The sequence below is a fragment of the Pseudomonas sp. BIGb0176 genome (assembly GCF_024810175.1).
Lineage (GTDB): Bacteria > Pseudomonadota > Gammaproteobacteria > Pseudomonadales > Pseudomonadaceae > Aquipseudomonas > Aquipseudomonas protegens.
Genome location: NZ_JANUEC010000002.1, coordinates 190580 through 214685 on the forward strand (window position 1 = coordinate 190580; position 24106 = coordinate 214685).

Genomic DNA, 24106 nt, shown 5'->3' on the forward strand with positions numbered 1-24106 from the left:
TTACGCATCCGCCAACGCAGATACCACCAGATCGCTGCTGCGCTCGGCGTAGGCCGTCAGCACCTGGCGGATCTGCACCAGGTCACGGGCCAATACCGCGGCCAGCAGTTGCTCGAACAACGCCAGGTACTCGCTCATGGATGCCTTGCGCTGGTCCAGCGCCAGGTAATAGGCGCGGCTCATGGCCGGCTGCAGGTTCTCGACAGTCTCCTGCAGGTAGGGGTTGTTGGCGAACGGATAAGCCGCGCGCATCACGCTGAAGCTGTCTTCGACGAAGGCGCGGATGTCCTGGCGTTCGTAGGCACTCTCCAGGCGCTGCTGGATCTGCAGGAATGGCGTCATGTCGCTCTGCTGTGTCCAGCCGCTGGCCACCGAGTTGCCCAGCAGGATGTACAGCTCGCTCATCAGCGTGCACAGGCTGCGGACCTTGTGCTCGGTGAGCTCGGTCACATGGGCACCACGGCGCGGCAAGATGGCGATCAGATGGCGGCGCTCGAGGATCAGCAAGGCCTCGCGGACCGAACCACGGCTGACATTGAGGGCCAAGGTGACCTTCTGTTCCTGAATGCGCTCCCCAGGCTTGAGATCCCCGCGAATGATACGTTCGGCGAGGTGGTGAGCAATTTGCTCGGCGAGGCTGTCCGGCGCCTTGAACGTCATGGTTTTCCTTCAAAATCTTTAATCGGCACAAGCCGCGCAGTGTAGCGCAATTGCCACTTCATCGCGGAGTGCCCAAGGGGCGGAATTTGGCACGAAATAAGCAAATTGACCGTGATCCGAGCAATTTTCCATAGCCGTTCATACTTGAATTGTTGGAGTCGAAAATTTCCTGACCTTGAAGTCAGAAAATCATTGACCGAAAAGTCAGACATGACTAAATTCGGCTGACGTCGGTTAACAACAATAATGAGTCTGCGAGGCCTTCCGTGATCCAGTTTTTACTCAACCAGGAACTCCGTAGCGAGCATGCCCTGGACCCCAACCTGACCGTGCTCAACTATCTGCGCGAGCACCAGGGCAAGCCCGGCACCAAGGAAGGCTGCGCCAGCGGCGACTGCGGCGCCTGCACCGTGGTGGTGGGCGAGTTGCAGACGGATGCGCAAGGCGGCGAAAGCATTCGCTATCGCAGCCTCAATTCGTGCCTGACCTTCGTTTCCTCCCTGCACGGCAAGCACCTGATCAGCGTCGAAGGCCTCAAGCACCAGGGGCAACTGCACAGCGTGCAGCAGGCCATGGTCGACTGCCACGGCTCGCAGTGCGGCTTCTGCACCCCGGGCTTCGTCATGTCGCTGTTCGCCCTGCAGAAAAACAGCAGCCAGCCCGACGCCCACAAGGCCCATGAAGCCCTGGCCGGCAACCTCTGCCGCTGCACTGGCTACCGGCCGATCCTCGCCGCCGCCGAGCAGGCCTGCTGTGGTGGGCAGAGCGATCAGTTCGATGCGCGCCAGGCCGAGACCATCAGCCGCCTCAAGGCCATTGCGCCCAAGGACACCGGTGAGCTCAACAGTGGCGACAAGCGCTGCCTGGTGCCGCTGACGGTGGCTGATCTGGCCGACCTTTATGACGCCTACCCGCAAGCCCGGCTGCTGGCCGGCGGCACCGACCTGGCCCTGGAGGTGACCCAGTTCCACCGCACCCTGCCGGTGATGATCTACGTCGGCAACATTGCCCAGATGAAGCGCATCGAGCACTTCGACGATCACCTGGAAATCGGCGCCGCCACCGCCCTCACCGACTGCTACGACGCCCTGCGCGCCGAGTATCCGGACTTCGGCGAACTGCTGCAGCGCTTCGCCTCGCTGCAGATCCGCAACCAGGGCACCCTGGGCGGCAACATCGGCAACGCCTCGCCCATCGGCGACTCGCCGCCGCTGCTGATCGCCCTGGGCGCGCAGATCGTCCTGTGCAAGGGCGAAGTGCGCCGCACCCTGGCCCTGGAAGACTATTTCATCGATTACCGGGTCACCGCCCGCCAGGAAAGCGAGTTCATCGAGAAGATCATCGTGCCCCGGGCCAGCGCCGAACGGCTGTTCCACGCCTACAAGGTCTCCAAGCGCCTGGACGACGACATTTCCGCGGTCTGCGCGGCTTTCAACCTGCGCATCGACAACGGCGTGGTCAGCGATGCGCGCATCGCCTTCGGCGGCATGGCGGCGATCCCCAAGCGCGCCAAGAACTGCGAAGCCGCACTGATCGGCGCGCCCTGGAATCAATCGAGCATCGAGCGGGCCTGCGCCGCCCTGGCAGAAGACTTCACCCCGCTCTCGGATTTTCGCGCCAGCAAGGAATACCGCCTGCTGAGCGCGCAGAACCTGCTGCGCAAATACTTCATCGAACTGCATGCACCGCACATCGAGACCCGGGTGACCGCTTATGTCTAATCATCACAAGGTCGAGAAGACCCAGGCCGAACTCACGGCCCTGTTTCACCAGGACCTGACCAGCGGCGTCGGCCGCAGCGTCAAGCACGACAGCGCCGACAAACATGTGTCCGGCGAAGCGGTGTACATCGACGACCGCCTGGAATTCCCCAACCAGTTGCACGTCTACGCGCGACTGTCGGATCGGGCCCACGCCAAGGTCATCAGCATCGACACCGCCCCCTGCTACGCCTTCGAAGGCGTGCGCATCGCCATTACCCACGAGGACATTCCCGGCCTCAAGGATATCGGCCCGCTGCTGCCCGGCGACCCGCTGCTGGCCATCGACACCGTGGAGTTCGTCGGCCAGCCGGTGCTGGCGGTGGCCGCCAGGGACCTGGAAACCGCGCGCAAGGCGGCCATGGCCGCGATCATCGAATACGAAGACCTGGAGCCGGTGCTCGACGTGGTCGAGGCCCTGCGCAAGCGCCACTTCGTGCTGGACAGCCACACCCACCAGCGCGGCGACTCGGCCAGCGCCCTCGCCAGTGCCGAGCACCGCATCCAGGGCACGCTGCACATCGGCGGCCAGGAACACTTCTACCTGGAAACCCAGATCTCCTCGGTGATGCCCACCGAAGACGGCGGCATGATCGTCTACTGCTCGACCCAGAACCCCACCGAAGTGCAGAAGCTGGTGGCGGAAGTCCTGGACGTCTCGATGAACAAGATAGTGGTGGACATGCGGCGCATGGGCGGCGGCTTCGGCGGCAAGGAAACCCAGGCCGCCAGCCCCGCCTGCCTGTGCGCGGTGGTGGCACGCCTGACCGGCCAGCCGACCAAGATGCGCCTGCCACGGGTCGAAGACATGCTGATGACCGGCAAGCGCCACCCTTTCTACGTCGAATACGACGTGGGCTTCGACAGCAGCGGGCGCCTGCACGGCATCCAGCTGGAACTGGCGGGCAACTGCGGCTGCTCACCGGACCTCTCGGCATCCATCGTCGACCGTGCCATGTTCCACTCCGACAACTCGTACTACCTGGGCGATGCCACCATCAACGGCCACCGCTGCAAGACCAACACGGCGTCGAACACTGCCTATCGCGGCTTCGGTGGCCCGCAGGGCATGGTCGCCATCGAGGAGGTGATGGACGCCATCGCCCGCCATCTGCACCTGGACCCTCTGGCGGTACGCAAGGCCAACTACTACGGCAAGACCGAGCGCAACGTCACCCACTACTACCAGACCGTCGAGCACAACATGCTCGAGGAAATGACCGCCGAACTGGAAGCCAGCAGCCAGTACGCCGAACGCCGCGAAGCCATCCGCCTGTACAACGCCAACAGCCCGATCCTGAAAAAGGGCCTGGCACTGACCCCGGTGAAATTCGGTATTTCCTTCACCGCCAGCTTCCTCAACCAGGCCGGCGCGCTGATCCATGTCTACACCGACGGCAGCATCCACCTGAACCACGGCGGCACCGAAATGGGCCAGGGCCTGAATATCAAGGTGGCGCAAGTGGTGGCCGAGGTGTTCCAGGTGAACATCGACCGGGTGCAGATCACCGCCACCAATACCGACAAGGTGCCCAATACCTCGCCCACCGCCGCTTCCAGTGGTGCCGACCTGAACGGCAAGGCCGCGCAGAACGCGGCGCAGACCATCAAGAACCGCCTGGTGGAATTTGCCGCGCGCAAGTATCAGGTCAGCGAAGAAGATGTGGAATTCCACAACGGCCATGTGCGTGTCCGCGAGCATATCCTGACCTTCGAGGAACTGATCCAGCAGGCCTATTTTGCCCAGGTGTCGCTCTCCAGCACCGGCTTCTACAAGACCCCGAAAATCTACTACGACCGTGCCCAGGCCCGGGGCCGGCCGTTCTACTACTTCGCCTTCGGCGCGGCCTGCGCCGAGGTGATAGTCGACACCCTGACCGGCGAGTACAAGATGCTGCGCACCGACATCCTGCATGACGTCGGCGCCTCGCTGAACCCGGCCATCGACATCGGCCAGGTCGAGGGCGGCTACATCCAGGGCATGGGCTGGCTGACCACCGAGGAACTGGTGTGGAACACCAAGGGCAAGCTGATGACCTGCGGCCCGGCCAGCTACAAGATCCCGGCAGTGGCCGACATGCCCCTGGACCTGCGAGTCAAGCTGGTGGAAAACCGCAAGAACCCGGAAGACACGGTGTTCCATTCCAAGGCCGTGGGCGAACCGCCGTTCATGCTGGGTATCGCCGCCTGGTGCGCGATCAAGGATGCGGTGGCGAGCCTCGGCGACTACCGCCACCAGCCGCAGATCGATGCGCCGGCGACACCGGAGCGAGTGTTGTGGGGCTGCGAGCAGATGCGTCGCTTGCAGGTGACCAGGGCCGCGGACCCGCAAGCCGAGCTGGCGCCGCTGTAACGGCCCGCGTCGGCAAGCCGGCTCCTGCAGGAGCCGGCTTGCCGAGGAAGAGGCCCACACAGACAACCAAGATGTCGAGGTGAACATGTACAACTGGATCAGCGCCCTCGCCGACCTGCAGACCCAGGGTGAACCCTGCGTGCTGGTGACCATCATCGAGGAGCTCGGCTCGACGCCGCGCAATGCCGGCTCGAAAATGGTGGTCAGCGCCACCCAGGCCTTCGACACCATTGGCGGCGGGCACCTGGAATACAAGGCCATGCAGATCGCCCGGGACATACTCGCTGCCGGCAAGCAGGCGACCCATCTGCAGCGCTTCAGCCTCGGCGCCAGCCTCGGTCAGTGCTGCGGCGGTGCCACGGTGCTGCTGTTCGAACCCATGGGCCAGGTGCAGGCGCAGATCGCCGTGTTCGGTGCCGGGCATGTCGGCCGCGCGCTGGTGCCACTGCTGGCCAGCCTGCCCTGCCGGGTACGCTGGATCGATTCCCGGGAGCAGGAGTTTCCCGAGCAGATCCCCCCTGGAGTACGCAAGATCGTCAGCGAAGAACCGGTGGACGAAATCGACAATCTGCCCGCCGGCAGCTATTGCATCGTCATGACCCATAATCACCAGCTGGACCTGGAGTTGACCGCGGCCCTGCTCAAGCGCAACGATTTCACCTATTTCGGCCTGATCGGCTCGAAGACCAAACGGGTCAAGTTCGAACACCGCCTGCGTGACCGCGGTTTCGACGCCGAAACCTTGCAGCGCATGCGCTGCCCGATGGGGCTCGGCGAAGTCAAAGGCAAGTTGCCTGTGGAAATCGCCATCTCCATTGCCGGCGAGATCATCGCCACCTATAACGCCCATTTCGGCCAGCCCAGCGCCAGTGCCGAACCCATTGCCAAACTGCTGCCGGTATCACGCCGCAGCCAGGCTGCAAACTGACACGCCACACACTGAGAATCCCCCATGCCTTTGACTCGCAAAGCCTACCGTGCCGCCATCCTGCACAGCATCGCCGACCCGGCCGAAGTCGGCATCGAAGCCTCCTATGAGTACTTCGAAGACGGCCTGCTGGTAGTAGAAAACGGCCGGATCAGTGCCCTCGGCCACGCCAGCGAACTGCTGCCCGGTCTGCCCGCCGGGGTGCAGGTCGAGCACTATCCCGATGCCCTGATCACACCGGGCTTCATCGACACCCATATCCACCTGCCGCAGACCGGCATGGTGGGCGCCTATGGCGAGCAGTTGCTGGACTGGCTCAACACCTACACCTTCCCCTGTGAAAGCCAGTTCGCCGACCCGGATCACGCCAATGAAGTGGCGGACATCTTCATCAAGGAACTGCTGCGCAACGGCACCACCACCGCCCTGGTGTTCGGCAGCGTGCATCCGCAGTCGGTCAATGCCTTCTTCGCCGCCGCCGAGAAGCTCGACCTGCGGATGATCGCCGGCAAGGTGATGATGGACCGCAACGCCCCGGACTACCTGACCGACACCGCCGAATCCGGCTACCAGGAAAGCAAGGCGCTGATCGAGCGCTGGCACGGCAAGGGCCGCCTGCACTACGCAGTCACCCCGCGCTTCGCCCCCACCAGCACCCCGGAGCAACTGACCCTGGCCGGCCAGTTGCTGACCGAATACCCCGACCTCTACATGCAGACCCACATCAGTGAGAACCTGCAGGAAATCCAATGGGTCAAGGAGCTGTTCCCGGAGCGCAAGGGTTACCTGGACGTGTACGACCACTACCAGTTGCTCGGCGAGCGTTCGGTGTTCGCCCACGGCGTGCACCTGTGCGACGACGAATGCGCACGCCTGGCTGAAACCGGTTCGGCCGTGGCCTTCTGCCCCACCTCGAACTTCTTCCTCGGCAGCGGCCTGTTCAACCTGCCGATGGCGGAAAAGCACAAGCTCAATGTCGGCCTGGGCACCGACGTCGGTGGCGGCACCAGCTTCTCGCTGCTGCAGACCCTCAACGAGGCCTACAAGGTCATGCAACTGCAAGGCGCGCGCCTGAGCCCGTTCAAGTCGCTGTATCTGGCCACCCTCGGCGGCGCCCGGACCCTGCGCCTGGAACACAAGATCGGCACCCTGCATCCGGGCACCGACGCCGACTTCCTGGTCCTCGACTACCACGCCACTCCGCTGCTCAGCTACCGCCTCAAGCAAGCCAACAGCATTGCCGAAACCCTGTTCGTGCTGATGACCCTGGGCGACGATCGCACCGTGCTGCAGACCTTTGCCGCCGGCCAGCAGGTCCACCAGCGCTAACCCCGGAAAATGAAAATCCCCCGTTCGCCAGACGCGTACGGGGGATTTTTTTGCCTGCATCCAGGCCCGGACTGCGGGCGAGCCTAGAAGGTCACTTCCATGTTCAGGGTCGGTGTCGAGGTGCGGCTGCCACGGCCGCCGTCCACCCCGAACTTGTTGTGCCAGTACTCGTAGCCGACACCCAGATACAGGTTGGGCTTGACGTTCTTGCCCGGCAGCACTGCCACCATCAACGAGGTACGCATCAGGGTTTCGGGGGCAGTGTCGCGGTAGTTGTAGTCGTGGCCCTTCTCCCCGGTGTAGTTGACGAAACCCTGGAACTTGGCAGCGTGGGTGCCGACTTCGAAAGGTCGCATCCAGGCCAGGTTGAGCAGGTAGGTGTCGTCGAAGGTGTGATCCGGGTCCTTGGCCCCGGGGATCCCGGAATGGTTGTTTTCCTTGTAGTACAGCAGGCTCAGGTCCAGCACCCCGACGGTGTTGAACTTAAGGGTCGGGCCGAAGACCAGGGCACGCTTTTTCGCCGACCCCAGGTTGTTGTTGCGGCTGGCGTCAAAACCCATGGTCAGCGCGTAGTCCTTGATCAGGCCGGTGCCCAGCGGCGTGTCCAATACCCGGGAGGAATAGAGCTGGTGGCGATAGACCCCGTAGACCTCGCTGCTGCCCTTGTTGGTGCCCTTGCGCGGGTCGTCGTTGTCGGAGAGCAGCACATCCAGGTGCAGGTAGTTGCTGCCGTACTGGTAACCGCTGGCGTGGGTGAAGCTGTAGATGCGCTTGCTGATGTAGTGCGGGTTGTTCGGGTTGGTGAACTCCTTGCCGTATCGAAAGCCGACGCTATTGTTCATCCACTCGAGGGCGGCCGCTTCCCCTGCTCCGATCATGCTCATCAGCAGGGTTGCGCCTTGTAGTGCCTTTTTCATTTTTATTATGTCCTGTGGCGGTGTGGCTTTAGGCAGCTTCGCTGGCTGCCGACCGCACGCAGTATCGACACAAGCGCTACAGCGCCCAAAGCACAGAATATCGACCAGGGCGCTGCCGAAATGGCAACACAGGCCCAGGAGGCCGGACTCAGAGCACCGGCTGGCCGTAGGCGCGCTCGGCCCGTTCGCGAAGAGCGATCTCCTCACTGAGCAAATGCGCCAGCGCCTCCACCGCGCTGGGCAGGTCGCGCCCGCTGCGGGCGTAGAGCCCCAGGTCGCTGTAGATGCCGCCCTGGTCGCTCAGGGGAATATGCAACAGCTCACCCTTTTGCAGATCCGCCTCGACCCCGACCCGGGTCTGGAACGCCACCCCCATGTTGTGCCGGGCCATCTGCCGCGCCAGCTCCATGGAGTTGCTCTGCAGCGGCGGTTTGTCCAGCAGGCCCAGACGCTTGTGCAGCGGCGCCAGCAGGTGATGGATCGACAGCTCGCTCTTGGCCAGGATCAGCCCGTGCTCGGCACAGGTGGCGAAATTGACGCTGCCGCGCTCGGCCAGCGGGTGGTCCGGGCTGACCAGCGCCCCGAGGCGGAAATGCCCGACACTCAACTGGCGGATTTCCGCGGCCCGTGGCACAGCAAAGGCCAGGCCCAGGTCGGCGCGGCTGTTGATCAGGGCCTGGGGAATGGATTGCGAACCCTGCACGGTCACACCGATGGTCACTTGCGGGTAGTGATCACGCATGCGCTTGAGCACCGAGGGCAGCAGATCCACCGTGGCACCTTCGGCGGTGGCGATCTCGACGTGGCCGCTTTTCAGGCCGCGCAAGGCGTCGAACTCCAGGCGCACCCGCTCCAGGTCCTGCAACACCAGGTTGGCGTGACGGCTGAGAATCTCCCCGGCCATGGTCAGGCGCAGGCCGCCGGGCAAGCGCTCGAACAGCGGCGCGCCGATCTCGTCCTCGATCTTGAGAATCTGCCGGTTCACTGCCGAGGACGCGACATTCAAGCGCCGGGCAGCCTCGCGGATCGAGCGGCAGCGCCGGACCATGTCGAAATAGTGGATCGCGGAGGAATGAATACGTAGCGTTCTGCCGCTCATGCCGCGGGCTCCTTTCGCAGGGCGAGAGGCGAGCCTTGGCCGACTGCTGCCGGGCCATGCGCCTCGAAGCAGTCACTGTATACAATCTGAAACAAAAACCGCAACAAAATGCCCAAGCCAAGGCCCGGCAAGGGGCCGCAGAAACAAGAATCCCTCGCTCCGTGCAGCACACGAAGCGAGGGATTGCTTGAAACGCAAGGCTTGCAGCTTAGAGCTTGGCGCTTGGCCGCCCCGGTTTCTTGGTCTGCAGCAAGTGCGAGAACACCGCATGCAGGTCGTCCGAGGCACTTTCCTCGTCGAGGTTGAGCTTGCTGTCGATGTGGTCCATGTGGTGCATCATCAGGTTCACCGCCAGCTCGCCGTCCCGGGCTTCGATGGCATCGATCAGTTGGGTGTGCTCATCGTAGGAGCAGTGCGAACGGTTACCGCTTTCGTACTGGGCAATGATCAGCGAGGTCTGGGACACCAGGCTGCGCTGGAAGCTGATCAGCGGGGCATTCTTCGCCGCTTCCGCCAGCTTCAGGTGAAACTCCCCGGAAAGGCGGATACCGGCACCACGATCGCCGCGGGAAAAGCTGTCGCGTTCCTCGTTGACCATCTGCCGCAACTCCAGCAACTGCTCGGCAGTGGCATGCTGCACGGCCAGTTCGGTAATGGCCCGCTCCACCAGGCGCCGGGCGAGAAATACCTGGCGGGCTTCCTCGACGCTCGGGCTGGCGACGACCGCGCCACGGTTGGGCCGCAGCAGGACCACGCCTTCATGGGCCAGGCGCGACAGCGCGCGACGGATGATGGTCCGACTGACTCCGAAAATCTCCCCCAGCGCCTCTTCGCTCAATTTGGTGCCCGGCGCCAGGCGCTGCTCGAGGATGGCCTCAAAGATGTGCGCGTAGACAATATCGTCCTGGGTTCCGCTGCGACCGGCTTTGCCTGCTCGCGGTTGTTTCTTGAGAGGTTGCAACTGTTCGTTCATGGGCACTCGGGTCGGGAGGACTGCGGCGATTTCAGCGTGACTTTAATACGCCACGGTGGGTCGCTGGCAAGTATCGCGTTAAAACAGGGGCACATTGTACACAACCCATGGCCATCACTAGCAAAAAGTGTTGTCGGGCCCGCGACTTGTTCAACGACTGTACGGCTATTTGTAGTCACGGCTGTATTGCAATGCAAAGTTACTTTTAAGTTTAGGCTTGGACCTTGAACCTCATTACTGGCCCATTGCTCGAGCCCGCCTCGATCAATGCGCGCCGGATGTGGTTTTTTGCGTCTTTCAAGAACAAGGAACAGCAGTAATGTCCGATGCCACTCCCGCGCAGCTACGCCCTCTGGCCGACACTTCGCCGTCTGCCATAGTGGCCGGCTTCATCGCCATGATGACCGGCTATACCAGTTCCCTGGTGCTGATGTTCCAGGCCGGGCAGGCCGCCGGGCTGACCAGCGGTCAGATTTCCTCGTGGATCTGGGCCATTTCCATCGGCATGGCGGTGTGCAGCATCGGCCTCTCCCTGCGCTATCGCACCCCCATCACCATCGCCTGGTCGACCCCCGGCGCCGCCCTGCTGATCACCAGCCTGTCCGGAGTGACCTACGGCGAAGCCATCGGCGCCTATATCACCTGCGCCGTGCTGGTGACCCTGTGCGGCCTGACAGGCAGCTTCGAGCGGCTGATGAAAAAGATCCCGGCGTCCCTGGCGGCGGCCCTGCTGGCGGGGATCCTGTTCAAGATCGGCAGTGAAATCTTCGTCGCCGCCCAGCACCGCACCGGCCTGGTGCTGGGCATGTTCCTCACCTACCTGGTGGTCAAGCGCCTGTCGCCGCGCTATGCGGTACTGGCTGCGCTGCTGATCGGTACGGCCTTGTCCGGGGCCATGGGCCTGCTGGACTTCAGCGGCTTTCACCTGGAAGTGGCGACCCCGGTATGGACCACGCCGCACTTCTCCCTGGCCGCCACCATCAGCATCGGCATTCCGCTGTTCGTGGTGGCCATGACCTCGCAGAACATGCCGGGGATCGCCGTGCTGCGGGCCGACGGCTACAACGTCCCGGCTTCGCCGCTGATCACCGCCACCGGGTTGGCCTCGCTGCTGCTGGCGCCCTTCGGCTCCCATGGCATCAACCTGGCGGCCATCAGTGCCGCCATCTGCACCGGCCCCCATGCCCATGAGGATCACAGCAAGCGCTACACCGCGGCGGTGTGGTGCGGGATTTTCTACGGCATCGCCGGGGTCTTCGGCGCCACCCTGGCGGCGCTGTTCGCCGCCCTGCCCAAGGAGCTGGTGCTGTCCATCGCGGCCCTGGCGCTGTTCGGCTCGATTATCAACGGCCTGAGCATCGCCATGAGCGAAGTGAAGGAACGGGAAGCGGCGCTGATCACCTTCATGGTCACGGCGTCGGGGCTGACGCTGTTCTCCATCGGCTCGGCGTTCTGGGGAATTGTTGCCGGGGTGGTGACCCTGATGATCCTGAACTGGCGCAGCGCCTGAAGGGCTTCGCTGGCAAGCCGGCTTCTACACCGACCGGCGCTCGCTCACGCGCCGGCTTGCCGGCGAACGGCGCCCACGACAACGCCCGGGGCTGGCCCGTGGCAGAGGCAAGGATACAAAGGGGAAAATCGACAGGTTGCCCTCGGGCAACAACGCATGAGCGACCCGGACGGGTCGCTCATGCATGACATCACGCGACTGGGTTGATCGCGTTGTCCGGGTACCACACGTCCAGCAGCGGACTGACTTCAACGGTGGTCAGCTCGGTGCGCGCCTTGAGCCAGGCTTCAACGGTGGCACGTTGCTCTTCGCTGACGGAACCGCGCTTGCTCAGGCAAACCAGACCGAAGTCGTCGCCGCCTACATAGCCCAGGCCGTTGGCTTCCATCGCTTCTTTGAGGAATGCGTCGAGGAAAGCGTCGATAGCTTCGTCAGCCAGACCTTCTTTGAAATCCAGGTTCAGCTCAAAACCCAGCTCCTGAAATTCATCTACGCAGAGTTTTTTGCGCAGACGGCGGGAACGGTTAGTGGCCATGGAACAATCCTCATAAGTAATAACGGGCGGCACTTTACCAGTTTAGGCAGGCGATTGCCTGACTCTATGAGGATGCAACCCTGCCATTGGTAAAAAAAATACCGCCCCAGCGGCCCGTGGCACGGCACAAGCCGCTATACCTTGGGGCATAATGCCGACACTTTCATGACCACTGAGGGATTTTATCTGCATGCCCTCGCCTTTTTTCCCCTCGACTGCAGGGTTCCATTTCATATGATCAAATCGTTGCGTCCTCTGTTGCTGGCCAGTGTTTTTCTCCCCCTGGCCTTTCCCGTTTCCGCGGCCCCGGTCAACACCACCCTGACCCCCAAGGTCCAGCAAGCCCTCAAAGCCAGCAAACTTCCGGATAACGCCCTGTCCCTGGTGATGATTCCCCTGAACGGCCCCGGCACCCCGACCATCTTCAACGCCGATGTATCGGTGAACCCGGCCTCCACCATGAAACTGGTGACCACCTACGCGGCCCTGGAAATGCTCGGCCCGACCCACCAGTGGAAAACCGAGTTCTACACCGACGGCACCCTCAGCGGCGGCATCCTCAATGGCAACCTGTACCTCAAGGGCGGCGGCGACCCCAAGCTGAACATGGAGAAGCTCTGGCTGCTGATGCGTGACCTGCGGGCCAATGGCGTACAGCAAGTCACTGGCGATCTGGTGCTGGACCGCAACTTCTTCGTGCAGCCGCAACTGCCGGAATTCAATGACGATGGCAACGACGAGAACAAGCCGTTCCTGGTCAAGCCGGACGCCCTGATGGTCAACCTCAAGGCCCTGCGCTTCGTTGCCCGCAATGACTCAGGACGGGTCCTGGTTTCGGTGGAGCCGCCGATCGCCAAGATCCGCATCGACAACCAGGTCAAGGCGGTCAACACCAAGCAGTGCACTGGAGACGTGCGCTACAACCCCGTCACCCAGGCCGATGGCAGCGTGATCGTGACCGTCGGCGGGCAGTTGGGTGATGGCTGCAGTTCCCAGACTTACCTGTCGCTGCTGGACCACGCCACCTACACCGCCGGCGCGGTGCGGGCGATCTGGAGCGAGCTGGGCGGCAGCATCCAGGGCCAGGATCGCCTGGCCGTGGTACCCAAGGATGCCAAGGTCCTGGCCCGCGCCTTCTCCCCGGACCTCGCGGAAATCATCCGCGACATCAACAAATACAGTAACAACACCATGGCCCAGCAGTTGTTCCTGAGCCTGGGGGCCAAGTACCGCAACGAAGCCGATGGCGACGACGCCAAGGCAGCCCAGCGTGTGGTGCGCCAATGGCTGGCGAAGAAAGGCATCACCTCGCCACACCTGGTGATGGAGAACGGTTCCGGCCTGTCGCGTGCCGAGCGGGTCAGTGCCCGGGAAATGGCCGGCCTGCTGCAAGCGGCGTGGAAGAGCCCCTACGCCGCCGAGTTCATCAGCTCGATGCCGATCGCCGGCATGGATGGCACCATGCGCAAGCGCCTCAAGCGCACCGCCATGTCTGGTGAGGCGCACATCAAGACCGGCACCCTGAACACCGTACGCGCCATCGCCGGCTACAGCCGCGACGACAACGGCAATACCTGGGCGGTGGTGGCAATCCTCAACGATCCACGGCCATTCGGCGCCTCTTCGGTGCTCGACCAGGTCCTGCTGGACCTGTACCGCCAGCCGAAACTGGCGACCAGCGCTTCGGTGCTGTAAGCGGCGATGCTGGCGGCGGCAAGCCTTGCGCGCCGCCAGTGTTCACGGCTGTTCCATCAGGACCCGGTCCCGCCCCGCCTGCTTGGCGGCATAGACCGCAGAGTCGGCCCGCAGCAGCAGCTCATCTGCACCCTCCCCCGCACGCCAACTGGCGATACCGAAACTGGCGGTGACACTCTCCACCGGCCCGATCGGCGAACTGCGCACACCGTGCCACAGCTCCTGCGCCAGAATCAGCGCTTGCTGGCCGCTGGTGTCCGGGCACAGGACCATGAACTCCTCTCCCCCCAGACGGCAGAAGACGTCGATGCGCCGCAGGCGCCGGCCGATGCGCTCGCACAACCCGCGCAGCACCTGATCCCCCACACCGTGACCGTACTGATCGTTGATCCGCTTGAAATGGTCGATGTCCAGCATGATCACCGCCATGACGCCACCACCTCGCTCCAGGCGGTGCATCTCGGCCTGTAGCCGCTCCTGGAAATAGCGCCGGTTGTGGATACCGGTCAGGGAGTCGGTGACCGACAATGCCCGCAGTTCCTCCTCGACCCGCTTGAGATCGGAGATATCCGATATATAGCCGTGCCAGAGCACACCGCCGCCCCGCAGGCTTTCCGGGCTCGCTGCACCGCGCATCCAGCGCACCCCCCGCTGCGGCAGGCAGACCCGGTACTCCTCGCGCCAGGGACTGAGCTGCTGCGCCGAAACCCGGATCGACTCACGCACCCGCTCCACATCCTCAGGATGGATGCGCTCGAATGCCGCCTCGGCATCCTGCTGCAGCAGTTGCGGCTCGATCTCGTAGATCTCGCGCAGGCCATCGCTGGCATAGGGAAAACTGGTATGCCCGTCGGCGTCCAGCTTGAACTGATAGATCCCGCCGGGAACGTGGGCGCTGAGCCGCTGCAGCAAGCGGTCACGGGCGGCCAGGGCTTCATGCACGCGCTTGCGTTCGGTGATATCGATGCAGATGGCCAGATGGCCGATCCACAACCCCTGGTCGTCGAGCACCGGGGTAGCCAGCATGTTGACTTGCAGATGGCTACCGTCACGCCGTACCAGGGTCCATTCCCGGGCCTCATGCCCGCCGGCCATGCCCTCTTCCACCAGCATCGCCTGGGACACCGGGATGGCTTTGCCGTAACGCTGGGTGAGGCTCTGGGCCCAGCTTTCCAACTCTTCGGGCAGGTGTAGGCTTTCCAGGGTCAGGTGCCCCACCGCCTCACTGCTGCTGTAGCCGAGCATCTGCTCGGCCCCGGCATTGAAAGTGCTGATCACTCCGCGCAGGTCGGTGGCAATGATCGCTACCTGAGTGGCGGCATTGAGCACGCAGCGCAACTGGCTGTGGGTGCCGCGCAACGCCTGCTCGCTGCTACGCAGCTCCTCGGTGCGCTGCTCCACCAGGGCCAGAGCCCGCTGACGCTGGCTGACCAGGACGTAGAGCAAGGCGCTGAGCAGCAGGCTGAGCATGCCGCCAAGGATCACCAGGCTACCCAGGGCTGAATGGTTGGCGTGCAGGAAGGCCGCGCTGGGGCGGATGTCCACTTGATAGTCCCGGTCCGCCAGGCGCAGCAGGCGGCTGGCGGTCAGGCCGCTGCTGATGGGCGGGTTGTTCGACTCGTAGAGCACCTCGTGCTGGCCCTCGGTGGACAGGTCGAGAATCCGCACCGACAGGTTATCGCTGGCAGGAACCGGCAGGCCGTCCGCCACCAGTTGCCGCAGGCTGATGATCGCCAGAACATAACCGTAGGGCCGGTCCTGGGGGCCGGAAGCATCCTGCGCGCGCCTGACCGGCGCCGCCAGCAGCACCCCTCGCGCATAGGCCTGGTCCACGGCCACCAGTTGCAAAGGCGGAGAGACCGCCAGGCCATTGAGTTCCCGAGCACGTTCCAGGGTGGCTCGGCGCAGGGGTTGAGCCAGGAGGTCGTAACCCAGGGGCGACCCCAGGGGGCTCTGGGTCTGGCTGTACAGCACCGGCGCGTAGTCATCGTGCTCGCCGGCCGGCTCCATCTGGCCCGTGGCATTCAACTGCAAAATGGAAAAACCCGGCAGCCCCTGATCGCGAATCGACTGCTCGAACCCCGGGCGCTGGGCGCGGCTCACCAGAGGCGCCCAGGCATAGGCCTGGGTGCGGCGTAACAAGGGTTTGGCGTAGCCATCGAAATCCTGGCGGGTCACCAGGTCGGAATTGACAAAGAAGCGCCGCAAGCCGTCCAGGCGTTGTTCCTGGTCTTGAAAGCGTTCTTCGATGCGGCTGTAGCGTTCGCCGGCCAGCAACTGGAAGCGCTGGCGCACCTGCTGCTTGTTCAGGCTGTAGGTGGACCAGGCCAAGAGCCCGGTGAGGATGCCGCCCGCAACCAGGACCAGCACCGCCACCAGCCAGGCAGATACCTCTTCACTTATGAAACCCAGGATTTTCGGGCGTACAACATGCAGAGGCATAAGCAGAACTCATCACGCCAGCGAGTTTGGGCATCATCCGGACCAAGTGTGAGTTATAGCTATTAGCCACTAATTTGACCAGCGCTAAACAGCCCCCGAAACCTGAAAAAACAGGCCTCGGGGACATATCCGGCCATCAGCGTGCGGTGACTTTCCAGGCACGGTGGATTTTGCCGTTGCGGGCGAAATCCGGATCGATGGTTTTCGCCGTGATTTCCTCGATCTGGTAGCGCGCGGCGAGGTTTTCATCCAACTGGAACTTGCGGAAGTTGTTGGAGAAATACAGCACGCCCCCCGGCGCCAGGCGTGCCATGGCCAGGTCCAGCAACTGCACCTGGTCACGCTGCACGTCGAACACCCCTTCCATGCGCTTGGAGTTGGAGAAGGTCGGCGGGTCGATGAAGATCAAGTCGAACTCGTCACGGCAGCTGTCCAGCCAGGCCATCACATCGCCCTGCTCCAGGCGGTTCTTGTCGGAGAAACCGTTGAGCGAGAAATTGCGGCGTGCCCAGTCCAGATAGGTTTTCGACAGGTCGACACTGGTGGTGCTGCGCGCGCCGCCCTTGGCCGCGTGCACACTGGCGGTGGCGGTGTAGCAGAACAGGTTGAGGAAACGCTTGCCCGCCGCCTCTTGCTGAATACGCATGCGCATCGGCCGGTGATCGAGAAACAGCCCGGTATCCAGGTAGTCGGTAAGGTTCACCAGTAGCTTGATCCCGCCTTCACGAACTTCGGTGAACTGGCCCTGGGCACTCTGGCGCTCGTACTGCTTGGTGCCGCTCTGGCGCTCGCGACGCTTGATCACCACCCGGCTCTTGTCGACATTCAACGCCTGGGGAATCGCCGCCAGGGCATCGAACAGACGTGCCTGGGCCTTTTCTGGGTCCACCGATTTGGGCGCCGCGTATTCCTGCACGTGCACCCAATCCTGGTAGAGGTCGATGGCCAGGGAGTATTCCGGCATGTCGGCATCGTAGACACGGTAGCACTCGATGCCCTCGCGCTTGGCCCACTTGCCCAGTTGCTTGAGGTTCTTTTGCAGGCGGTTGGCGAACATCTGCCCGCCCTCGCTCAGGCGCGCCTGTTCGACCACGGGAGCAGGAGCCGGGGCCGGCTTGATCGGGTTGCCATTCTTGTTGTACTGGCGCACGGGTACTTCGTCCGCGGCGGCCTGGGCCTGCTCGCGTTCCACCTGGCGCTGCTCGGCGGTGCGGCGCTCGCCGGTGACGAACTGATCCGGCAGGACCTTGATCAGCAGCAGCTTGCAGGGCAAGGCGCCGTTCCAGAACGAGTACTGTTTGTGGCTGCGGATGCCCATGCGCTTGCCCAGGTCCGGGGCGCCGGTGAACACCGCCGCTTCCCAGTTCAGGCAGGCCTGGCGCAGGCGCTCGCCGAGGTTCTGGTAGAGGTACAGCAGGCTGGCTTCGTCACCCAGGCGCTCGCCGTAGGGTGGGTTGCAGATCACCAGGCCTTTCTGGTTCTGGTCCGGGCGCGGCTCGAAGGTGCCCACTTCGCCCTGGTAGATCTTGATCCACTCGCTCAGGCCGGCGCGCTCTACGTTGTTGCGGCCGGGCTGGATCAGACGCGGATCGGCTTCGTAGCCGCGGATCCACAGTGGTGGCTTGGCAAGGCCGGCCTGGGCCCGGGCCAGCGCTTCGTCGTGCAGCTTGCGCCACAGCGCCGGCACGTGGCCGAGCCAGGCAGTGAAGCCCCATTGTTCACGCTTGAGATTGGGGGCGATGTCGGCGGCGATCATCGCCGCCTCCACCAGGAAGGTACCCACGCCACACATCGGGTCGGCCAGGGCGCCGCCTTCGGCAGCGATGCGCGGCCAGCCGGAACGGATCAGGATCGCCGCCGCCAGGTTTTCCTTGAGCGGCGCGGCGCCTTGCTGCAGGCGGTAGCCGCGCTGGTGCAGGCTGTGGCCGGAGAGGTCCAGGGAGAGGATGGCTTCGCCGCGGTCCAGGCGCAGGTGGATGCGCAGGTCGGGGTTGAGCTTGTCCACCGAAGGGCGCTCGCCGGTCGGAGTGCGCAGCTTGTCGACAATGGCGTCCTTGACCTTCAGGGCGCCGAAGTGGGTGTTGTCGATGCCCGAGCCATGGCCGCTGAACTCCACGGCCAGGGTGCCGTCGGCCAGCATGTGGTCCTGCCAGTCGACATCCAGCACGCCGTGGTAGAGATCCTCGGCGTCCTTCATCGGGAAGCGCTTGAGCACCAGCAGCACCCGGTTGGCCAGGCGCGACCACAAGCACAGGCGATAGGCTGTCTCCATGTCGGCCATGCCGCGCACGGCAGAAGTGTGCTCACGCGCTTGCTCAAGGCCAAGCCCGACGGCTTCCTCGATCAGCAGGCCTTCAAGGCCTTTGGGACAGGTGAGGAAGATTTCGTAACGATCCGACATGGGAATACCAGGGCCTTTAGCAATAAGTGAACGGGCAACGCATCGCCCGTTCGGTTTTCAATCAAGCGCTTTTCTTCAAGAGCGCTCGTGTGGCGCGAAACTGCGCCGTCCCACCCCGGCAGGCTGGCTTTCTTGCAGGGCAAAAGAGCTTAGAGGCCGGGACAGATAAAAAGTCAGGGCAACAAAATGACATAAGTCGACCCTTCGTCGAATAGTAGTTGAGTGCAACCGTTCGACATTCTCACTAAAGCATTAACCTCATCATCTAGTGAGAGGCTGATCACAGGGGGCTTTGCGTGACAGGCACGATACAAAACCGCCCCAGGCTTATGGCCTGGACAGCATTATCGTTACGTCCTTATGACAAAACGATCATTCACTTGCTGTGACCTATTGGTTAGAACTCAACACAGGTTGGCGCCGCAACGGCGTCAACATCAAGGCTCGCGACGCCGGCAGCGAGCACCAACGGCAGAAGCAATCTGCCCGACCTCAACGAAGGTCGACGGGACATAAAGCAGTCAACAAGTGAGGGAAACACCCTATGAGAAGACTAAAGCGTGATCCGTTGGAAAAAGCGTTTTTACGCGGATATCAGTATGGCGTTAATGGCAAGTCCCGTGAGCTTTGCCCATTTACTCTACCGTCGGTACGCCAAGCCTGGATTAACGGCTGGCGAGAAGGACGCGGCGACAACTGGGACGGTATGACAGGCACTGCGGGCATCCACAGACTCAACGAACTTCGCGCTGTCGGCTGATCAGGGCACATTCCGACACCTAAAACTTGAATAGATGACGACTTAACCACGCACGCCCCATCCGGGCGGCGGGCTTCGGCCCAGGGGCTCCTTCGAGGAGCCCTTTTTTATGCCCGCGTGCCGTCCTTCCCTCTCAGCCCATGGCCGCGATGGCATCCACCGACTCGCGAATCAGCGCCGGCCCCTTGTAGATGAACCCCGAATACAGCTGCACCAGGCTGGCGCCCGCAGCGATCTTCTCAGCCGCGTGCTTGCCTTCGGTGATGCCGCCCACGGCGATGATCGGCAAACGGCCGGCCAGTTCAGCAGCCAGTACCTTGACCGTGTGGGTGCTCTTTTCCCGTACCGGTGCGCCGGACAGGCCGCCGGCCTCGGCGCCGTGCTCCAGGCCTTCGACACCTTCACGGCTCAAAGTGGTGTTGGTGGCGATCACTGCGTCCATGCCGGTTTCAAGCAGGGCGCGGGCCACTTCCACGGTTTCCTCGTCGCTCATGTCCGGAGCGATCTTGATGGCCAGCGGTACACGCTTGCCGTGGATCGCAGTCAGTTCCTGTTGGCGCTGGCTCAAGGCCGCCAGCAGTTGCTTGAGCGACTCGCCAAATTGCAGGCTGCGCAGGCCCGGGGTATTGGGCGAGCTGACGTTGACCGTGACATAGCTGGCGTGGGCATAGACCTTGTCCAGGCAGATCAGGTAATCATCCACCGCCCGCTCCACCGGGGTGTCGAAGTTCTTGCCGATATTGATCCCCAGCACGCCCTTGTATTGCGAGGCCGCGACCCGTGCCAGCAGGTTGTCGACCCCCAGGTTGTTGAAGCCCATGCGGTTGATGATGGCCTCGGCCTGGGGCAGGCGGAAGATCCGCGGCTTGGGGTTGCCCGGTTGCGGGCGTGGGGTGACGGTGCCGATCTCGACAAAACCAAACCCCAATTGGGCGAAGCCGTCGATGGCTGCGCCGTTCTTGTCCAGGCCCGCAGCCAGCCCTACCGGGTTCGCAAACTCCAGGCCCATGACCTTGACCGGCATCTGCGCCGGGGCCTTGCACAACAGCCCGTTAAGGCCCAAACGCCCGCCCGCGCCGATCAGGTCCAGGGACAGATCGTGGGAGGTTTCCGGGGAGAGTTTGAACAACAGCTGGCGGGCCAGGGTATACATGGGTGGGATGAACTCGGTTGGCGGCGAAATAGGGCGCCGATTATAGCCGGCCCCGGGGCTTGCAGGCGAGGCGCGAAGTGAAATCCCCGCCGGGCTGGCATATGCCTTGCACTCTCATGTGCATGCAGACCTCGGCCAAGGGCGGCTGAGGTCCCAGGACAATGGCGTCGTCACCCGCCCCGGCCTCACCCGGTCGGCGGGTACGACGCTTTTTTATGCAAGGTGCCACGTCATGACCGATCTCCCCAACACCCCGCTGGCCTGGGTCAACGGCAGCGATGCCCCGGAAAAGTCCGCCATCGACCTGGGCTTCATGGCCCTGACCGATTGCGCCTCAGTGGTGGTCGCCGCCACTCAAGGCTTCGCCCAACCCTACGGCCTGACCCTGAACCTCAAGCGCCAGAGTTCCTGGGCCAGCCTGCGGGACAAGCTGGTGAGCGGCGAGCTGGACGCCGCCCACAGCCTGTATGGACTGATCTACGCGGTACACCTGGGTATCGGCGGCACCAACCCCTGTGACATGGCAGTGCTCATGGGCCTGAACCAGAACGGCCAGAGCATCAACCTGTCCCGGGAACTGCAAGCCCTCAAGGTGACCAGCCCTGAGACATTGGACCGCCATGTGCACCAAAGCCGGGCACGACTGACCTTCGCCCAGACCTTCCCCACCGGTACCCACGCCATGTGGCTGTACTACTGGCTGGCCAGCCAGGGTATCCACCCGCTGCAGGATGTCGACAGCGTAGTGGTGCCGCCACCGCAGATGGTGGCTCATCTGCAGGCCGGGCGCATCGACGGGTTCTGCGTCGGCGAACCCTGGAGCGCCAGTGCAGTGCAGCAGGATCAGGGTTTCACCCTGGCCACCAGCCAGGCGATCTGGCCGGATCACCCGGAAAAAGTCCTCGGCTGCACCCGCGCCTTCGTCGAGCAATACCCGAACACCGCCCGGGTCCTGGTGATGGCGATTCTCGAAGCCAGCCGCTTTATCGAGCAAAGCCCGGAAAACCGCCGCAGCACCGCCCAGTTGCTGAGCGCTGCCGATTACCTGAATGCACCGCTGGACTGCATCGAGCCGCGGCTGCTGGGGGATTACGCCGACGGCCTGGGCAATTGCTGGCAGGACCCCCACGCCCTGCGTTTTCACCATCATGGCGCCGTCAACCTGCCCTACCTGTCCGACGGCATGTGGTTCATGACCCAGTTCCGGCGCTGGGGCCTGCTGCGGGAAGACCCGGATTACCTGGGCGTCGCTCGCCACGTGCAGCAGCTGGAGCTATACCGCGAAGCCGCCACCGCGCTGGGCATCGCCGCCTGGGGCCAGGACATGCGCAGCAGCCAGTTGATCGATGGCAAGGTGTGGGACGGCTCTGAGCCTGCCGCCTATGCCCGCAGCTTCCGCCTGCATGCGATGAACGGCACCCCTCCCCTTGTTGCCCAGCGCTGATCGGAGCCCGCGAACATGCTGCGTATCCTGCTGATCAACGACACCGCGAAAAAAGTCGGAAGGCTCAAGGCCGCCCTCAGCGAAGCCGGTTTCGAGGTGATTGACGAATCCGGCCTGACCATCGACCTGCCGGGCCGCGTCGAAACAGTGCGTCCGGACGTGATCCTGATCGATACCGAGTCACCCAGCCGCGATGTCATGGAGCAAGTGGTGCTGGTCAGCCGCGATCAACCCCGGCCCATCGTGATGTTCACCGATGAACACGATCCGGGGGTAATGCGCCAGGCGATCAAGTCCGGGGTCAGCGCCTACATCGTCGAGGGCATCCAGGTCCAGCGCCTGCAGCCTATCCTCGACGTGGCCATGGCGCGCTTTGAAAGCGACCAGGCCCTGCGCGCGCAACTCCAGGCCCGGGACCAGCAAATGGCCGAGCGCAAGCGCATCGAACTGGCCAAGGGCCTGTTGATGAAGATGAAGGACTGCGACGAAGAACAGGCCTACACCCTGATGCGTCGCCAGGCCATGAGCAAACAGCAGAAGCTGATCCAGGTCGCGGAACAGATCATCGCCATGCAGGATCTGCTGGGCTGACCTGCGCCCCGTAGGAGCCGGCTTGCCGGCGAATAGGCCTCTGAACCTTGCGCCAGTCTTGAGGGTGCCTTCGCTGGCAAGCCAGCTCCTACAGCGAACCAGCCCATGCGAGCCAGCATCGGCCGCAGGTTGGCGCGGCTCTTGCTATCAGCTCCACACCGGTAACCAACGGCGGTTGCCCCACCTACGACAAAGACGTCGCGCGCCCTGCTCGCCCTCAACGAGCCGGGTGCCGACGTTTTTTCGTTTTGGCCCCACTGACCGGGGTCGGTGGCGCGGCCGTGGCGGCGCTCCACCTGCAAGCTCATGACGACTCCAACGACTCTTATCAGCTGAGGTGCGCGATGAATTCAAGCTTCTGGAAATCCGGCCACACCCCGACCCTGTTCGCGGCCTTTCTGTATTTCGACCTGAGCTTCATGGTCTGGTACCTGCTGGGCCCCCTGGCGGTGCAGATCGCCGCCGACCTGCACCTGAGCACTCAGCAACGCGGACTGATGGTGGCCACGCCGATCCTCGCCGGCGCAGTGCTGCGCTTCATCATGGGCCTGCTGGCCGATCGCCTGTCACCCAAGACCGCCGGCCTGATCGGCCAGGTGATCGTCATCGGCGCGCTGTTCATGGCCTGGAAGCTGGGCATCCACAGCTATGAGCAGGCGCTGCTGCTGGGGGTATGCCTCGGCATGGCCGGGGCTTCCTTCGCCGTGGCCCTGCCCCTGGCCTCGCAGTGGTACCCGCCGCAGCACCAGGGAAAGGCCATGGGCATCGCCGGCGCCGGCAACTCCGGCACGGTGTTCGCCGCCCTGCTGGCACCGGTACTGGCAGCGGCCTATGGCTGGAGTAATGTGTTCGGCCTCGCCCTGATTCCCCTGCTGGTGACCCTGGCGCTGTTCGCCTGGCTCGCCAAGAACGCCCCCCAACGGCCCCAGGCCAAGTCCATGGCCGACTACTTCAAGGCCCTGGGTGATCGTGACAGCTGGTGGTTCATGTTCTTCTACAGCGTGACCTTCGGCGGCTTCATCGGCCTGGCCAGCGCCCTGCCCGGCTACTTCAACGACCAGTACGGTCTGAGCCCGATCTCCGCAGGCTACTACACCGCCGCCTGCGTCTTCGGCGGCAGCCTGATGCGCCCTCTGGGCGGCGCCCTGGCCGACCGTTTCGGCGGTATTCGCACCTTGCTCGGCATGTATAGCGTGGCGGTGGTGTGCATCGCCGCCGTAGGCTTCAACCTGCCCAGTTCCTATGCGGCGCTGGCGCTGTTCGTCTGCACCATGCTCGGTCTCGGCGCAGGCAATGGCGCGGTATTCCAACTGGTGCCGCAGCGCTTTCGCCGGGAAATAGGGGTCATGACCGGGCTGATCGGCATGGCCGGCGGCATCGGCGGTTTTGCCCTGGCGGCGGGCATGGGTGCGATCAAGCAGAGCACCGGCAGCTATCAACTGGCGCTGTGGCTGTTCGCCAGCCTCGGGGTCCTGGCCTGGTTCGGCCTGCACGGGGTCAAGCGCCGCTGGAGAACCACCTGGGGCTCCGCCGCCGTGACTGCGGCGCGGGTCTGA

General features: G+C 63.5%; 18 protein-coding genes. 10 read left to right on the forward strand and 8 right to left on the reverse strand.

Annotation, left to right across the window (positions count from 1 at the left end):
* Entirely contained in the window at positions 1-660 is a 660-nt protein-coding gene (locus tag M2395_RS11685) for a GntR family transcriptional regulator (RefSeq protein WP_011060210.1), read from the reverse strand.
* 266 nt (positions 661-926) lie between these two features.
* Between M2395_RS11685 and xdhA the strand changes: the two genes are divergently transcribed.
* The 4 genes from xdhA (at position 927) to guaD (ending at position 7030) form a co-directional block, all read left to right on the forward strand.
* Entirely contained in the window at positions 927-2381 is a 1455-nt protein-coding gene (gene xdhA, locus M2395_RS11690) for a xanthine dehydrogenase small subunit (protein WP_123430275.1), read from the forward strand.
* Positions 2374-4773, forward strand: a complete 2400-nt coding sequence (gene xdhB, locus M2395_RS11695) for a xanthine dehydrogenase molybdopterin binding subunit (RefSeq protein WP_011060208.1) — start codon at positions 2374-2376, stop codon at positions 4771-4773. The genes xdhA and xdhB overlap by 8 nt, the downstream gene beginning before the upstream one ends.
* 85 nt (positions 4774-4858) lie before the next feature.
* Positions 4859-5701: a xanthine dehydrogenase accessory protein XdhC gene (gene xdhC, locus M2395_RS11700; RefSeq protein WP_123430274.1), complete on the forward strand. Its 843-nt coding sequence runs from the start codon at positions 4859-4861 to the stop codon at positions 5699-5701.
* A gap of 24 nt (positions 5702-5725) precedes the next feature.
* On the forward strand, positions 5726-7030 hold the full coding sequence (gene guaD / locus M2395_RS11705) for a guanine deaminase (RefSeq protein WP_123430273.1): 1305 nt from the start codon (positions 5726-5728) through the stop codon (positions 7028-7030).
* An 83-nt stretch (positions 7031-7113) separates the two neighbouring features.
* Here guaD and M2395_RS11710 read toward each other — a convergent pair whose 3' ends face one another.
* The 3 genes from M2395_RS11710 to M2395_RS11720 all read right to left on the reverse strand — a co-directional run bounded on the left by M2395_RS11710 (position 7114) and on the right by M2395_RS11720 (position 10019).
* Positions 7114-7947 (reverse strand): hypothetical protein, encoded by an 834-nt coding sequence (locus tag M2395_RS11710; RefSeq protein WP_015634766.1) that lies wholly within the window; start codon positions 7945-7947, stop codon positions 7114-7116.
* A gap of 148 nt (positions 7948-8095) precedes the next feature.
* Positions 8096-9046 (reverse strand): LysR family transcriptional regulator, encoded by a 951-nt coding sequence (locus M2395_RS11715; protein ID WP_123430272.1) that lies wholly within the window; start codon positions 9044-9046, stop codon positions 8096-8098.
* A 208-nt stretch (positions 9047-9254) separates the two neighbouring features.
* The gene (locus M2395_RS11720) at positions 9255-10019 is read right to left on the reverse strand and encodes a GntR family transcriptional regulator (RefSeq protein WP_011060203.1); all 765 of its coding nucleotides are present in this window, start codon (positions 10017-10019) and stop codon (positions 9255-9257) included.
* A 319-nt stretch (positions 10020-10338) separates the two neighbouring features.
* Here M2395_RS11720 and M2395_RS11725 point away from each other — a divergent pair, with 319 nt between their 5' ends.
* A complete protein-coding gene (locus M2395_RS11725; RefSeq protein WP_015634764.1) occupies positions 10339-11529 on the forward strand; it encodes a benzoate/H(+) symporter BenE family transporter in 1191 nt (396 codons plus the stop codon).
* Positions 11530-11719: 190 nt separating this feature from the next.
* Here M2395_RS11725 and M2395_RS11730 read toward each other — a convergent pair whose 3' ends face one another.
* Complete coding sequence (locus M2395_RS11730) at positions 11720-12064, reverse strand: YggL family protein (RefSeq protein ID WP_011060201.1); 345 nt, start codon at positions 12062-12064, stop codon at positions 11720-11722.
* A 234-nt stretch (positions 12065-12298) separates the two neighbouring features.
* Here M2395_RS11730 and dacB point away from each other — a divergent pair, with 234 nt between their 5' ends.
* Positions 12299-13759: a D-alanyl-D-alanine carboxypeptidase/D-alanyl-D-alanine-endopeptidase gene (gene dacB / locus M2395_RS11735; RefSeq protein ID WP_015634763.1), complete on the forward strand. Its 1461-nt coding sequence runs from the start codon at positions 12299-12301 to the stop codon at positions 13757-13759.
* Between the two features lie 42 nt (positions 13760-13801).
* Here the strand turns inward: dacB and M2395_RS11740 are convergent, their stop codons facing one another.
* Together M2395_RS11740 and rlmKL are read right to left on the reverse strand one after the other, a co-directional pair.
* Positions 13802-16201, reverse strand: coding sequence for a diguanylate cyclase (locus tag M2395_RS11740; protein WP_123430271.1), 2400 nt, complete (start codon positions 16199-16201; stop codon positions 13802-13804).
* 136 nt (positions 16202-16337) lie between these two features.
* Entirely contained in the window at positions 16338-18602 is a 2265-nt protein-coding gene (gene rlmKL, locus M2395_RS11745; RefSeq protein ID WP_015634761.1) for a bifunctional 23S rRNA (guanine(2069)-N(7))-methyltransferase RlmK/23S rRNA (guanine(2445)-N(2))-methyltransferase RlmL, read from the reverse strand.
* Positions 18603-19146: 544 nt separating this feature from the next.
* Here rlmKL and rmf point away from each other — a divergent pair.
* Positions 19147-19362: a ribosome modulation factor gene (gene rmf, locus M2395_RS11750; protein WP_015634760.1), complete on the forward strand. Its 216-nt coding sequence runs from the start codon at positions 19147-19149 to the stop codon at positions 19360-19362.
* A gap of 133 nt (positions 19363-19495) precedes the next feature.
* Here rmf and M2395_RS11755 read toward each other — a convergent pair whose 3' ends face one another.
* Positions 19496-20515, reverse strand: a complete 1020-nt coding sequence (locus M2395_RS11755) for a quinone-dependent dihydroorotate dehydrogenase (protein ID WP_011060197.1) — start codon at positions 20513-20515, stop codon at positions 19496-19498.
* A 232-nt stretch (positions 20516-20747) separates the two neighbouring features.
* On the opposite strand from M2395_RS11755, the gene M2395_RS11760 reads away from it, so the two are divergent.
* The 3 genes from M2395_RS11760 (at position 20748) to M2395_RS11770 (ending at position 24106) form a co-directional block, all read left to right on the forward strand.
* Entirely contained in the window at positions 20748-21959 is a 1212-nt protein-coding gene (locus M2395_RS11760) for a CmpA/NrtA family ABC transporter substrate-binding protein (protein ID WP_123430270.1), read from the forward strand.
* Positions 21960-21974: 15 nt separating this feature from the next.
* Positions 21975-22550 (forward strand): ANTAR domain-containing response regulator, encoded by a 576-nt coding sequence (locus M2395_RS11765; RefSeq protein WP_123430269.1) that lies wholly within the window; start codon positions 21975-21977, stop codon positions 22548-22550.
* Between the two features lie 344 nt (positions 22551-22894).
* Positions 22895-24106: a NarK/NasA family nitrate transporter gene (locus tag M2395_RS11770; RefSeq protein ID WP_041116866.1), complete on the forward strand. Its 1212-nt coding sequence runs from the start codon at positions 22895-22897 to the stop codon at positions 24104-24106.